This window comes from Pseudomonas congelans, from assembly GCF_900103225.1.
Taxonomy (GTDB): Bacteria; Pseudomonadota; Gammaproteobacteria; order Pseudomonadales; family Pseudomonadaceae; genus Aquipseudomonas; species Aquipseudomonas congelans.
In genome coordinates this window covers 301158-315280 of the sequence record NZ_FNJH01000004.1, presented here as the reverse complement: position 1 = coordinate 315280, position 14123 = coordinate 301158, and the positions used below count along the sequence as shown (strand labels likewise).

Below are 14123 nucleotides of genomic sequence, written 5' to 3'. Positions count from 1 at the left end.
GGGCCGGAGCTTAACGCGGTCATCGAAGTCAATCCCGATGCGCTGCATCCTCCTGATTCAACAGGGCGGGGCAAATGGCGCTTGATACTCGAACCGGGCGAGAAGGGCGCCATCAAGAGGCTTTGGAGATCAAGGACACCCGCAAAAAGAAAGTTCAGGTGGCGTAGCGACACGATCCGTTGCAGCGTATTACCACCACAAATCGCCTCGATAGACAAAAGGCACGGCTCTCGCCGTGCCTTTTGCGTCGGGCTCTGAGAAAATGCCGGCACTTTTATTGCGGATGCCGACATGACTGCCCTGAAGAACGACCGTTTCCTTCGCGCTTTGCTCAAGCAACCCGTAGACGTCACGCCGGTATGGATGATGCGTCAGGCAGGCCGCTACCTGCCCGAGTATCGCGCCAGCCGTGCCAGTGCAGGGGATTTCATGAGCCTGTGCAAGAACCCGCAGTTCGCCTGTGAAGTCACCTTGCAGCCGCTGGATCGCTACCCGCTGGATGCGGCGATTCTGTTCTCCGACATCCTGACCATCCCCGATGCGATGGGCCAGGGGCTGTACTTCGAAACCGGCGAAGGCCCGCGTTTCAAGAAAACCGTCAGTACGCTGGCCGACATCGAAGCGTTGCCGATCCCTGATGCACAGCAGGATCTGGGCTACGTGATGGATGCGGTCAGCACCATTCGCCGCGAACTCAACGGTCGTGTACCGCTGATCGGTTTCGCCGGCAGCCCCTGGACGCTGGCGACCTATATGGTCGAGGGCGGCTCGTCGAAGGACTTCCGCAAGTCCAAGGCGATGCTCTACGACAACCCGCAAGCCATGCACCTGCTGCTCGACAAGCTGGCGCAGTCAGTGACCTCTTACCTCAATGGCCAGATTCTGGCCGGGGCGCAGGCCGTGCAGATTTTCGACAGCTGGGGCGGCAGCCTCTCCTCGGCGGCGTACCAGGAGTTCTCGCTGGCCTACATGCGTAAGATCGTCAACGGCCTGATTCGCGAAAACGACGGGCGCAAGGTGCCGGTGATCGTATTCACCAAAGGCGGCGGTCTGTGGCTGGAAAGCATTGCCGACATCGGTGCAGACACCCTCGGGCTGGACTGGACCTGCGACATCGGCGAAGCGCGTCAGCGTGTCGGCAGCAAGGTTTCGCTGCAAGGCAACATGGACCCGACCGTGCTTTACGCGCGCCCGGAAGCCATCCGCCAGGAAGTCGCACGCATCCTTGCCAGCTACGGCAGCGGCACCGGCCACGTCTTCAACCTAGGCCACGGCATCACCCCTGAAGTCGACCCGGCCAATGCCGGCGCGTTCATCAACGCGGTGCACGAGTTGTCGGCGCAGTATCACGCGTAACTGTCGAAGCAACGATGCGTCGATACCTCAAGACGCATCGGTTTATTCCAGCGCCGACGACTATGTCGGCGCTTTCGCATCCGCAAACCCTTCCCGCAGCGAACCGCTGCGCGGCAGGAATCGGCCCTGTCGCTCGCCTTGTGGCTTGCCTTCGGCGTAGCTCAAGCGTCCGTTCACCCAGACACCGTCGATGCCCTGCGCCGCTCGCTGAGGGGCTTTGAAATCCGCGACGTCGCGCACGGTTTGCGGGTTGAACAGCACCAGATCCGCCCAGTAACCCTCGCGAATGAGGCCGCGCTCGTGCAAGGCGAAGCGCGCGGCCGACAGCCCGGTCATTTTGTGTACGGCGGTGTGCAGTGCAAACAACCCCTTGTCCCGGCTGAAATGCCCGAGCACCCTTGGGAACGCACCCCACAAGCGCGGGTGTGGAAACGGGTCTTCCGGAAGGCCATCGGAGCCGATCATCGTGAGCGGGTGAGACATGATGCGTTCGACGTCGCCCTCATCCATGCCGTAGTACACCGCGCCGGCAGGCTGCAACTTGCGTGCGGCGTCGAGTAATGACAGCCCCCAGTCGGCGGCAATCTCCTGCAGATCCCTGCCGCCCTGATCCGGGTGCGGCGTAGACCAGGTGATGGTGATGCGGAACGCGTCTGTGACCTGTTTAAGGTCCAGCGTCGAAGAGCTCGCCGCATAGGGATAGCAGTCGCAGCCTACCGGATGGTCCTGCGCGGCTTTTTCCAGTGCCGCCAGCAGTTGCGGGCTGCGTCCCCAGTTGCCCGCACCCGCGCATTTCATGTGCGAGATGATGACCGGTGAGCGCGCATGGCGGCCTATATCGAATGCTTCTGCCATGGCCTCGAGCACCGGCTCGAATTCGCTGCGCAGGTGGGTGGTATAGATCGCGCCGAACGCGCTGAGCTCTTCAGCCAGTTGCTTGACCTCGCTGGTTTCGGCCGAGAACGCCGAGGCGTAGGCGAGGCCGGTCGACAACCCCAGCGCGCCTGCTTCCAGGCTGTCACGCAACTGCTCGCGCATCGCGGCAATTTCTTCCGGGCTGGCGCTGCGCAACAAGTCATCCATATGGTTGCTGCGCAATGCCGTGTGGCCGATCAGGGCCGCCACGTTCACGGCGGGCCGGGCGTTTTCAACCGCCGCGCGGTAGTCGCTGAAACGTGGGTAGACGAACGCCGCCGCGTCGCCCAGCAGGTTCATCGGGTCGGGCGGATTGCCGCTCAGCGAGACCGGCGACGCGCTGATCCCGCAGTTGCCGACGATGACGGTCGTCACTCCCTGGCTGATTTTCGGCAGCATCTCGGGTTTGCGGATGACCACCGTATCGTCGTGGGTGTGCACATCGATAAACCCCGGGGCCAGCACGCGACCGGCCGCATCGATTTCTTTCCGGGCACCGGCATCGCTCAGACTGCCGATGCGCTGGATGCGTCCCTCGCTGATCGCCACATCGGCGCGCACTCCGGGTGTGTCACTGCCGTCGATGACCAGTGCGTCGCGAATGATCAGGTCATAAAGCATGGTTCAGTCTCCCAGCGGCAGGCCATCTTCGCCGCCACGGTATTCATCCAGCGCAAGCTTGATCCGGCGCAGCCGCTCCTGATTGTCTTCAGTGCTCGCCAACGCCAGTTCAGTGGCCAGCACATCGATGGTCAGCAGCATGCCGTAACGCGCTGCGGTGGGTTTGTAGATGAAATTGGTTTCAGCAATCTGCAGCGGCAGCACGACCTCGGCCAGCTGTGCCAGCGGCGAGTCAGGCAGGGTGATTGCCAGCACGCGGGCGCCGTAGCTGCGGGCCAGGGTCATGGCGTCGAGCAGTTCCGGTGTGCGTCCGCTGAGCGAGCAGACAATCAGACTGTGTTGCGGGCCAAGCGTGGCAGCGATCATGCGCATCATCACCGGGTCGCGACAGGCCGCTACCGGGTAACCCAGGCGCACCAGACGGGTTTGCAGTTCCTCACTGCACAGGCTGGAGCAACCGCCCATGCCGAATGTGTGAATCATGCGTGCGTCGGCGACACAGGCGATGGCGGCGGCAAAGCGCGTTGCATCAAAGCCGGCCAGGTGCTGGCGCAGGGTGGCTTCGATGTCGTCGACAATCCGGGTGAAAAACGCCGATTGCTCCGGCGCTGGTTCGGGATGCAGAAAACGGCTGCCGACGCCGCTGGCCTGGGCCAGTTGCAGGCGCAAGTCGCGCAGATCCCGACAACCGATGCTGCGCGCGAAGCGTGACAGCGTCGCACTGCTGACCTCGGCGCGGCTGGCCAGCTCGTCCAGGCTGGCACTGGCCGCGAAGGCGATATCGCTGAGCAAGAGCCTGGCGATTCGCCCCTCTCCCGCGCTGAGGGAATCCTGACGGGCACGTATCTGGTACAGAATGTCCACTCAAATCACCTGCGCCAGGCCCAGCGTCAGGGCGAAAGCGACGACGGAAATCAGCGTCTCCAATACCGTCCAGGTCTTGAACGTTTGCGCGACGGTCATGTTGAAATACTCCTTGATAAGCCAGAATCCACCGTCGTTGACGTGGGAAAAGATCACCGAGCCTGCGCCCGTCGCCAGCACCAGCAATTCGGGGTGCGGGTAACCCAGCCCAAGCGCGACAGGCGCGACGATGCCCGATGCCGTGGTCATGGCCACCGTCGCCGAGCCGGTCGCAACCCGCATCAGTGCCGCGAACAACCAGCCCATCAGCAGGGGTGACAGGTGAAAGTCCTGCGCCAGGCCGACGATCTGATTAGTCACGCCGCTGTCGATCAGAATGCGGTTCAAACCGCCGCCGGCACCTACCAGCAACGTGATGCTCGCGGTCGGTGCCAGGCACTCGTTGGTGAATTTCAGGATCGAGTCGCGGTTGAATCCCTGCGCGATGCCCAGTGTCCAGAAACTCAGCAGGGTGGCCAGCAGCAAGGCAATCACCGAGTTGCCGATGAACAGCAGAAAGCTGTTGAACGCGCTGCCCGGTGTGCTGATCAGGTTGGCCCAGCCACCCAGCAGCATCAGCACCACCGGCAGCAGAATCGTTGCCATGGTCAGGCCGAAGCTGGGCAGCTTCTGGCGTGGTTCGCGGTCGAGAAACTGCCTGGCCAGCGGGTTTTCAGCTGGCAGATGGATGTGCGGGACAATGAATTTGGCATACACCGGACCGGCGATGATCGCCGTAGGGATGCCGATCAGGATGGCGTAGAACAGCGTTTGTCCTACCGACGCCTGATACGCCTGCACCGCAAGCATCGCAGCAGGGTGCGGCGGCACCAGCGCATGCACCACCGACAGACCGGCGACCATCGGCAGGCCGACCATCAGAATCGACACCCCGACACGCCGGGCCACGGTGAAGGCAATCGGCACCAGCAGAACGAAGCCGACTTCGAAGAACAGTGGCAAACCCACCAGAAACGCAATGCAGACCATGGCCCAGTGGGCGTTACGTTCGCCAAAGCGGTCGATCAGGGTGCGCGCCACCTGCTCGGCACCGCCAGACTCGGCCATCATCTTGCCCAGCATGGTGCCCAGCGCCACGACCAGCGCGATGTGCCCCAGCGTTTTGCCAACCCCCGCTTCATAAGAGGCGACCACGCCACTGGCCGGCATTCCAGCGACCAGTGCCAGAGCGACCGAAACGAGCGTAATGACGATAAACGGATTAAGGCGATAACGCGCGATCAGCACGATCAAGGCGATGATGGCGACAACGGCGTAGACCAATAGCGAAATACCGGGTGACGGCGACATAGCGACGGTTCCTTGCAAAGTGGGTAGGCGAGGGCGCAACACCAACGGCTGAAGCCGTCAGCCTGAAGGCGACTCGGGAGTACTCGGCAGGGATGACGCAATAAAGTGGAGCAGCGGCGTTTCAGGGCGATCACAGGTATTCATTGTTTTTATCTCTGCTTTCGTGATGAAAATAAATTACACGAAAATGAAATATAAACAAATATATGAAAATAAATTTCTTGGGAGGGGGGACTGGCCGATGGCAGGACACATTGCGTCCCTGCTCATCAGCCAGCGTCTGCCAGGTGACTAAACCTTCGCCCCCAGCGGCTGCAACCTTGCCAGCCGCAACGCTACCCCGAGGGCGATGAGCAGCAACACGCCGATAAACAGCCCGATACCGTTCCAGCCCGCGTAGTGCCAGAACACGCCGCCGCCGGTTCCGGCCACGCTCGAGCCTGCGTAGTAACAGAACAGGTAGAGGGACGCGGCCTGACCTCTGGCGGTGGTGGCCCTGCGTCCCACCCAGCTGCTGGCCACCGAATGCGCGCCGAAGAAGCCGAAGGTGAAGATCAGTACGCCGACGATCACCAGCGGCAGCGGGGTGAACAGGGTCAGCAGCAGGCCGGCCAGCATCATCACGATGACGGCCCACAGCACTTGTCGACGGCCGAGGCGGTCAGCCAGCGAGCCGATCTTTGCCGAGCTGTAGATGCCCGACAGGTACACCACGGAAAACACGCCGACCACGGCCTGGCTCAGGTTGTAGGGTGCACTCAGAAAACGGTAGGCGATGTAGTTGAACAGCGTGACGAAGGCGCCCATCAGCAAAAAGCCGGTCAGGAACAGCAGCGGCAGGCCAGCATCGCGGAACTGCACCACAAACCCGTCGAGCAGACTACGAGGGTGCAGCGAGCGCGGGCGGAAGTTGCGTGACGCCGGCAGGATCCTCCAGAACACCGCTGCGGCGATCAGCGCCAGTCCGCCGACCACCAGCATCGCCGCGTGCCAGCTGACGTAGTCGATCATCACCCCGACGATCAGCCTTCCGCTCATGCCGCCGACGGCGCTACCGCCTATATACAGCCCCATTGCCAGGCCCAGATGCGTAGGGTGGATCTCTTCGCTCAGGTAAGTCATTGCCACTGCTGCCAGGCCGCTCAGCGACAGGCCTACCAGGGCGCGGGTTATCAGTACGCCTTCCCAGCTGGGCATCAGGGCGCTGGCAATGGTGAACAGCGAGGCGCAGAACAGCGCCATGACCATTACCGGCTTGCGACCCAACCGGTCGGATATCGGCCCGGTGATCAGCAGACCGATGGCGAGCATTGCGGTGGCTACCGACAGGATCAGGCTACTTTGTGCCGCAGTCAGGGAGAACTCGCTGGACAGCGTCGGCATCATCGGCTGAACGCAGTACAGCAGGGTAAAGGTCGAAAACCCGCCAGCGAACAGCGCCAGTGCCGTGCGTTTGAAAAGTGGCGTGTTCTTTTCGATGTAGGTATCGCCGGGCAGTATCGACGACTGCACCGGTGAGGTATTCAAGTCAGGGGCGGGCGGGGCAACTGCAGGGTTCACAAGGACCTCAGGGCACGATTGAGCAGGCAATGAAAAAATCATATAGCTCGCTAATCATTCCATCCAATATATTGTTCGACCTGTTTGATAGGTAAAACGACTTAATGGAGGCCGCATGGAATTGCGCCATCTGCGTTACTTCATCGCGGTAGCCGAAGAGCTGCATTTTGGCCGTGCAGCGCAGGCGCTGGGGATTTCGCAACCGCCGCTCAGCCAGCAGATTCAGACCCTGGAGCAGGAACTGGGCACGCGTCTTTTCGAGCGCACCAACCGGCGCGTCGAGCTGAGCGAATCCGGGCGGCTGTTTCTCGAGGAAGCACGGCTGGTGCTGGCGCAGGTCGACAAGGCCACTGATGTGGCGCGGCGCGCGCAACTGGGTGAGATCGGCGAATTGAAGATCGGCTTCACCTCGTCTGCGCCGTTTACGTCGAGCATCCCGCAGGCGATTTTTGCCTTCCGTCAGGCCTACCCGGACGTACACCTGACCCTGACCGAAATCACCAGTCAGGAAGTGGCGGCAGGTCTTGAGGACAAGACCATTCAGGTCGGCATCATGCGCCCGCTGGCATTGCCCGATTCACTGGTGGTGTTCGAACTGCTGAACGAACCACTGGTGGCGATCATGCGTGCCGACCATCCGCTGGCGGCAGAAAGCGAAGAGGGAATCTACATGGCAGCGCTGGCTACGGAGCCGTTTGTGTTTTTCCCGCGCACCTACGGCAGCGGCATCTACGCGCAAGTCCTGAGCCTGGCGCGTGCCGCAGGGTTCAGCCCTCTGATCACCCAGGAAGCGGGCGAAGTGATGACCATCATCGGCCTGGTTGCAGCAGGCTTGGGCGTCACCGTACTGCCTGCGTCCTACCGGCGAATGCGCATCGACGGCGTGGTCTACCGCAACGTCCTCGACCCCGGTGCAACCAGCGCCGTGTGGCTGGTGCAACGCAAGGACGAACAATCGCCCATGGCCAAGGCGTTCACCGAGCTGTTGACGCGTAACGTCGGGTGATTCAAAGGCGCTGATGATAGGACGCAGAGCGTCCAGAATGGCATGCGACGCGGAGCGTCGCACGATAGTTGAGATTCTGCTTTTGGTTCTGGCCGCAGGCCGTAGGAGCGAACTTGTTCGCGATCTGCCGGGAACCGGCAGCAAGACTGATGTATACGGAACATCAGGCACGACCGGGCCACTTCGCAGCCCGTTGTAACCTCCTGAAACTCCCACGCCCTCCGGTCAGAAGCGGGATCTTATAGGCATATTGATACGTAAAAATCGGACGCGGAGCGTCCAGAACGGCGTTCCCACGCTGGAGCGTGGGGACGATAGGTGTGTGGGCTGGATCGTGAGGAAAGGCAGGTGCTCGGGAGAGCGCTGCTCATCCCCAACGCCTGAAGATCAGCGAGGTGTTCACGCCGCCGAACGCGAAGTTGTTGTTCATCACGTATTCGTTGCTCATGTGTCGTGGTTCGCCGACGATGTAGTCCAGTTCGCCACAATGTGAATCGATATCGACCAGGTTCAGCGTATGGATATAGCGGTCGCTGTTGAGCATTTCGATGCTGAACCATGACTCCAGTGCGCCGCACGCCCCCAGGGTATGACCGAGGAAGCTTTTCTGCGAGCTGAGCGGCATGCGTGGGCCGAACAGGCTGCTGGTGGCCAGGGTCTCGGCGATGTCGCCCTGTTCGGTGGCAGTGCCGTGACCGTTGACGTAACCAATGGCGTCGGGCGGCAGGCTGGCGTCTTCGAGGGCCAGTTCCATCGCGCGGCGCATGGTGGCCTGCTCGGGGCGAGTGCTGTGGGCGCCGTCGGCGTTGCTGCCGAAGCCGACGATTTCGGCGTAGATATGCGCGCCGCGTGCCTGGGCATGTTCCAGCTCTTCAAGCACCAGCATGCCGCCGCCTTCACCGATTACCAGACCGTCGCGTGCGCTGTCGTAGGGGCGTGGTGTGGTGTGTGGCGCGTCATTCTTGAGGCTGGTGGCGTACAGCGCGTCGAAGACCATGGCCTCGGTCGGGCACAGCTCTTCGGCGCCGCCCGCCAGCATCAGCGGCAAACGGCCGAACTTGATCGCCTCGTAGGCATAGCCGATGCCCTGACTGCCACTGGTGCAGGCGCTTGAAGTCGGAATCAGGCGTCCGGTCAGGCCGAAGAAGATGCTGATGTTGGCGGCGGTGGTGTGCGGCATCATCCGCACGTAGGAGTTGGCGTTCAGGCCTACGGCCACCGAGTTGATCAGCATGTTGCCGAAGGCTTTGATCTCGTCGGTGCTGCCGGTGGACGAGCCGCAGGCCGTACCCATGCGCCCATCGCGGATGATCGGGTCATTCAGCAGCCCGGCGTCGATCAGGGCCTGCTCCGCCGCCGCCACGGCCAGACGTGACACGCGGCCCATGCTGCGCAGTTGCTTGCGTGTCCAGTGCCCCGGCACGGCGAAATCGTCGATGGGGCCAGCCAGGCGGGTATTGAGCTCGGCAAAACGATTCCACTCGTCCATCCGGCGAATGCCGCTGCGATTGGCCGTGAAGCTGGCATCGATCGTCGGCCAGTCGCTGCCCACCGAGGTGATGCCGGACATCCCGGTCACTACCACACGCTTCATCAGCACAGTCCCCCGTTGACGGCCAGAACCTGACGAGTGATATAGCTCGCTTCGGCCGACATCAGAAAATTCACCGCACCTGCCACTTCCTCGGGCGTGCCCATGCGCTGTGCCGGAATCATTTTCATCAGTTCTTCCACCGGCACGTTCTCGTCGAGCATGGCCGTATCGATCAGGCCCGGCGCGACGCAGTTGACGGTGATCCTGCGCTTGCCCAGTTCGATGGCCAGCGCCTTGGCGGCACCGATCAGCCCTGCCTTGGACGCGCTGTAATTGACCTGGCCGCGATTACCGATCAGCCCGGAAACCGAGGTGATGCAGACGATTCGCCCAGCTGCACGACGGCGAATCATCGGCATCGTCAACGGGTGCAGCACGTTATAGAAGCCGTCCAGGTTGGTGCGTAGCACCTGATCCCAGTCATCGTCGCTAAGCGCCGGAAACGCGCCGTCGCGGGTCAGCCCGGCGTTGAGTACCACGCCGTAATAGGCGCCGTGCGTCTCCACGTCTTGTTCCAGAATTGCCTTGCAGGCGGCCCGGTCCGAGACATCGAATTGCAGCACGCGTGCCTGACGGCCCAGCGCAACGACTTCGGCCTGTACGGCTTCGGCTTCGCTGCGGCCGGTGCGGCAATGCAGGATCAGGTCGTATCCGGCCTGCGCCAGACGCAGTGCGATGGCGCGGCCGATGCCACGGCTGGAGCCGGTGACCAGTATCGATTCAGTCATGCCGGGGCTCCTTCAGCCAGGTAGTCAGCAGTGTTGGGCGGGCAATATACATTGAGTCGGGCAAAAGCCTCGATACCCGGTCCGGTGAGGGTGCATTCGAACATGCCCATGCCGTTGTCGTCCTGCAGCGAGCGCACGGCGTGGATGTGCAGTTCACTGCCCAGCGGGAAGCGCGCCACGTTGCAGTCGAACTTGCGGCTGCCAAGCAGAAAACCCAGCTTGACCGCTTCGCCCTCGTTGCGTGCCTTGCAACCGGCATAGGCCGCTACGCTCTGCGCCATCAGTTCTATGCCGAGCCATGCCGGCAGGCTGCCGTCCGCTTGATTGAACAGGCCGTCGGCGCGCACGGTCAGGCGGGTTCGAATCTGTTCTTCGTCAAAGCTCAGCACCTGATCGATGAGAATCATGTCGCCGGCATGGGGGATAAGTTCGGCGAGCGGCCACTCGGTCATGGGGCATCTCCGATAATCAGGCTGATGTTGTTGCCACCGAAGGCAAACGAATTGCTCATCATGTAACGAGCGTTATCAGGTGTCAGGCGCGAGCCTGGGTGTGTCCACTGCAGCGCAGGCAGGAGCGGATCGGCCTCGCCGTCCCACAGGTGCGGGGGCAGGGCCTGCTCGGTATTCTCCGGGGCCAGGCTCAGCCAGCAAAACGCCGCTTCCAGCGCGCCGGCCGCTCCCAGGGTGTGGCCGCTGAGTGGCTTTGTCGAAGAGCAGGGCACGCCGTTCGGAAATACGCCCTGCACGGCCAGGCTCTCCATCGCATCGTTGTGCTGCGTGGCGGTGCCATGCAGGTTCAGATAACCGATCTGCTCCGCCTCGAGTCGGGCGTTGCGCAACGCTTGCAACATCGCATCGCGTGCACCACGCCCGGTGGGTTCGGGGGCCGAGATATGGTGAGCATCGCAGCTGGCACCTGCGCCCAGCAGGGCAATCGAGTGCCTGCTGTCGGCTTCGCGAGTCATAAGGAACAGTGCGGCCGCCTCGCCGATATTGATCCCGTTGCGGTTGCTGGAGAACGGGTTGCAGAGCTGCGGCGACATGGCCTCGAGTGCCGAGAACCCCTGCAGCGTCAGCCTGCACAGGCTGTCGACGCCGCCGCACAGCACGGCATCGCACAGGCCCATGTCCAGCGCCCGTCGCGCACTGAGCAACGCCCGCGAGCTGGAGGTGCAGGCTGTCGATATGACGTAGGCCGGGCCGCTCAATTGCAGCCAGGCGGCGAGAAAATTCGCCGGTGCGCCCAGTTCCTGTTGCCGATAATCGTAATCGTCGGGGAATATCCGGTCACGCAGCCAGACGGCCATGCTCTCGCTCGCTTCATCGATACCCGAGGTGCTGGTGCCGATGATCACACCAATCCGCCCGGCGCCGAAGCGCGCGATGGCTCGGCTGATGTCAGCCTCGATCTGCAGAGCGGCGGCCAGCAGCAACTGGTTATTGCGGCTGCGATGCAAATGCACGGCAGGTGGAATGGGCGGCAGTGCGGATTTGACCGCGCCGACCGGCAATGCACGTTCCCGCACCCAGCCGCTTTCGAACACCATGCCCGAGCTGTCGCCGGCGAACAGCCTGCGCGACACCTCTTCACGGCTGTCGCCCAGCGCGCAGATCAGGCCCAGTGCATTGAGATAGGCAGTCATGGCAGGCTCTCGTTGTTCAGCGGTGTGACCTTGTAGCTCAGCCCGTCCTTGAGGCGGATAGTGAACGCATTGGCCGACTGATATTCGACCAGCCAGCGATCATCCAGACGACGCTGCATGCCCTGGCGGTAAGCCGTCGGGTAGCGGCCATGCATCTCCAGGTCCGGGGTCATGGCGAACATCAGCGCAGCGAACAGCTCGCGGGCCTCCGGATTGGGCGGCAGCAAACCATCGGCCTGCCATTTTCCGTTGATCAGCAACTGGCGCGCCTGGGGAATGCCCAGCGGGTCCATCATCGACCAGCGCAATCCGCCGTTCTCACGCTGGATGATCAGCAACCAGTCCTGACGCTGATCGGTCTGTCGGCGTTCGATGTGCAGTTGCATCGGCAATTGCATGGTCGGTGCGCTGGTCGGCAGCGGGGCTTGTGCCGCACAGCCGCCGAGCAGCAGGAAGGCTAAAAACAGTACGCGAATCATGATGCTCCAACTTCCAAGGGTTTGCGGGCCACGACATTGACCAGCGTTTCCTCCCGTTGGCCGAACGGCCTGGGTTTTTGCAGTTTCAAGGCTTCGAGCAGGCCGAAGTCCCTGGCGCGGCTCCACCACAGGTACGGATACGAAACATTCTGTGCATCGAACTCGAAACCCTGGTCGCGGATCATCTGCAGGTACTGCGCCGCACTTTTCTGAACGTGCATCGGGTGGCGGAACAGCCAGCGAATCACCCAGGTGTCGATGTACGCCTCGGTCGACTCGGCAAACAGCAGGTAGCCGCCCGGTTTGAGCACACGATAAAACTCGGCCAGCGCTTGTTCCTGCTCGACCAGATGGTGGAAAGTCTGATGGCAGAACAGCAAATCGACGCTGGCGTCGGGTACTGGCAGGGCTGCGCAGTCGCTGCCGAGCAGTTCGACGTCTATGCCTCTGGCCCGCGCCTCTTCGCCACTCATGTCGAGGCTGTGCGGGTCGGCGTCGACGCCGATGAGCCTGGACGGCTGAAAAACCTTGTTCAGGTGCTGGAACGAGCGGCCCTGACCGCAACCGGCGTCGAGCACCACCGGCGCAACCGGCGGCGGGCTGGCGAACAGGCTGCGCAAATCATCTATCGCCACGCGCAGCACGCGGTACTGCCAGATGTTGCTGCGCAGAAACCACAGGCCGAAGCGGGTTTCCTCGACATAACTGTCACTCAGGAACGGTCGATTCATGAGCCACTGTCCGCGCAGATTTCCGAAAGCGTGCGCAGGCGGCGCTTGGGCTCGCTGACAAACGGATTGCGTTCGTCCCAGGCATAACCGGCCAGAATCGAGCTGATCATCCGGCGGATATCCGGAGCGCTGCCGGGGTAGAAAATCACGCTCTGGAACGTACCGTCGTACCAGCCTTCGACATAGGCCCTGAAGGTGTCGACGCCACGTTTCAACGGCACAGCGAACTCGCTTTCCCAGTCCACGTTTTCGCCCTGCAACTGCCGGCTCAGCACGCCAGCCGCCATGCTCGCCGAACGCATGGCGATGGTCACGCCCGAAGAAAACACCGGGTCGAGGAATTCTGCCGCATTGCCCAGCAGCGCAAAGCCTTTGCCGTGCAGGGTCTTGACGTTGGCCGAGTAGCCGCCGATGGTCCTCGCCGGCGTATCCCAGACCGCGTTTTTCAGCACGCTGGCCAGTTGCGGCGTTTCATCGATGAAGGCGCGCAGGCAGGTATCCAGATCCTCGGGCTTGCCCTTGAAGCGTTCAGCCGAGGCCACCACGCCTATCGAACAGCGGCCTTCGCTGAACGGGATCGACCAGAACCACACATCGCTGTGCTGCGGATGGATGCTGACGAGAATCTTGCGGCGGTCGAAGGGCGGGCTTTCGATGCGGTCTTCGATATGGGTAAACACTGCCTGGCGCACTGGAAAACCCGACGGCGCTTCCAGGTCCAGCAAGCGCGGCAGCACACGGCCATAGCCGCTGGCGTCGAGTACGAAGGCCGCCTGCACGCTGTATTCGCTGCCGTCCTCGCGCTTTACACATAAAACCGGCTGCGGGCCATCGAAGTCGGCGCTGACGATTTCTTCCCGGTAGCGGATGTCCACGCCTTGCAGCGCGGCCTGATCGGCGAGCAGTTTATCGAACTCGCTGCGCTGCACCTGAAAGGTCGTCGGCTTGCCGTTGCTGAAGGTATCGCCGAAGTCGAAATCGCTGTATCGCTCGCCCCGCGCGAACGCTGCGCCATTCTTGGGCTGGAAACCGGCGGCCTGCACGGCCTCCAGCATCCCGGCCTCTTCGACGAAGTCCAGACAATGGCACAGCAGGCTCTCACCAATGGAGAAGCGCGGAAACAGCTGGCGCTCGATGATCAGCACGTCATGGCCCTGGCGTTTGAGCAGGGCAGCCGCTATTGAACCGGCCGGGCCGGCACCGATGACGACGACCTGACGAATTTCCCTATCAGTGATGGGCACAGGTATTCCTTTCCGGTTGGGCGGTGGCAG

Annotated in this window: 13 protein-coding genes; 2 read left to right on the top strand and 11 right to left on the bottom strand. The window is 62.3% G+C overall.

Annotated features, from left to right (window positions below; genetic code table 11):
* The first annotated feature begins 291 nt into the window (after positions 1-291).
* Complete coding sequence (hemE, locus tag BLR20_RS16120) at positions 292-1356, top strand: uroporphyrinogen decarboxylase (RefSeq protein ID WP_054992537.1); 1065 nt, start codon at positions 292-294, stop codon at positions 1354-1356.
* 60 nt (positions 1357-1416) lie between these two features.
* Here hemE and BLR20_RS16115 read toward each other — a convergent pair whose 3' ends face one another.
* From BLR20_RS16115 to BLR20_RS16100, 4 genes are all read right to left on the bottom strand, one after another.
* Positions 1417-2892: an N-acyl-D-amino-acid deacylase family protein gene (locus BLR20_RS16115; RefSeq protein WP_054992538.1), complete on the bottom strand. Its 1476-nt coding sequence runs from the start codon at positions 2890-2892 to the stop codon at positions 1417-1419.
* Positions 2893-2895: 3 nt separating this feature from the next.
* Positions 2896-3756 carry a MurR/RpiR family transcriptional regulator gene (locus BLR20_RS16110; protein ID WP_054992539.1) on the bottom strand — a complete coding sequence of 287 codons (861 nt, stop codon included), beginning with the start codon at positions 3754-3756 and terminating at the stop codon, positions 2896-2898.
* A complete protein-coding gene (locus BLR20_RS16105) occupies positions 3757-5106 on the bottom strand; it encodes a GntT/GntP/DsdX family permease (RefSeq protein ID WP_032613293.1) in 1350 nt (449 codons plus the stop codon).
* Positions 5107-5397: 291 nt separating this feature from the next.
* Entirely contained in the window at positions 5398-6666 is a 1269-nt protein-coding gene (locus BLR20_RS16100; protein WP_074594849.1) for an MFS transporter, read from the bottom strand.
* 115 nt (positions 6667-6781) lie between these two features.
* Between BLR20_RS16100 and BLR20_RS16095 the strand changes: the two genes are divergently transcribed.
* Positions 6782-7672 (top strand): LysR family transcriptional regulator, encoded by an 891-nt coding sequence (locus BLR20_RS16095; protein ID WP_010438806.1) that lies wholly within the window; start codon positions 6782-6784, stop codon positions 7670-7672.
* 367 nt (positions 7673-8039) lie between these two features.
* Here the strand turns inward: BLR20_RS16095 and BLR20_RS16090 are convergent, their stop codons facing one another.
* Genes BLR20_RS16090 through BLR20_RS16060 form a run of 7 tightly spaced genes read right to left on the bottom strand, consistent with a single transcriptional unit; the run spans position 8040 to position 14093 of the window.
* The gene (locus BLR20_RS16090; RefSeq protein WP_054992541.1) at positions 8040-9266 is read right to left on the bottom strand and encodes a beta-ketoacyl-ACP synthase; all 1227 of its coding nucleotides are present in this window, start codon (positions 9264-9266) and stop codon (positions 8040-8042) included.
* The gene (gene fabG, locus BLR20_RS16085) at positions 9266-9994 is read right to left on the bottom strand and encodes a 3-oxoacyl-ACP reductase FabG (RefSeq protein WP_054992542.1); all 729 of its coding nucleotides are present in this window, start codon (positions 9992-9994) and stop codon (positions 9266-9268) included. The genes BLR20_RS16090 and fabG overlap by 1 nt, the downstream gene beginning before the upstream one ends.
* Complete coding sequence (locus tag BLR20_RS16080) at positions 9991-10446, bottom strand: hotdog family protein (RefSeq protein WP_054992543.1); 456 nt, start codon at positions 10444-10446, stop codon at positions 9991-9993. Before BLR20_RS16080 ends, fabG begins: the two co-directional genes overlap by 4 nt.
* Positions 10443-11639 carry a beta-ketoacyl-[acyl-carrier-protein] synthase family protein gene (locus BLR20_RS16075; protein WP_054992544.1) on the bottom strand — a complete coding sequence of 399 codons (1197 nt, stop codon included), beginning with the start codon at positions 11637-11639 and terminating at the stop codon, positions 10443-10445. Before BLR20_RS16075 ends, BLR20_RS16080 begins: the two co-directional genes overlap by 4 nt.
* Entirely contained in the window at positions 11636-12118 is a 483-nt protein-coding gene (locus BLR20_RS16070; protein WP_054992545.1) for a hypothetical protein, read from the bottom strand. Before BLR20_RS16070 ends, BLR20_RS16075 begins: the two co-directional genes overlap by 4 nt.
* Complete coding sequence (locus BLR20_RS16065; RefSeq protein ID WP_054992546.1) at positions 12115-12849, bottom strand: class I SAM-dependent methyltransferase; 735 nt, start codon at positions 12847-12849, stop codon at positions 12115-12117. The genes BLR20_RS16070 and BLR20_RS16065 overlap by 4 nt, the downstream gene beginning before the upstream one ends.
* A complete protein-coding gene (locus BLR20_RS16060) occupies positions 12846-14093 on the bottom strand; it encodes an NAD(P)/FAD-dependent oxidoreductase (RefSeq protein WP_054992547.1) in 1248 nt (415 codons plus the stop codon). Before BLR20_RS16060 ends, BLR20_RS16065 begins: the two co-directional genes overlap by 4 nt.
* Positions 14094-14123 lie beyond the last annotated feature (30 nt).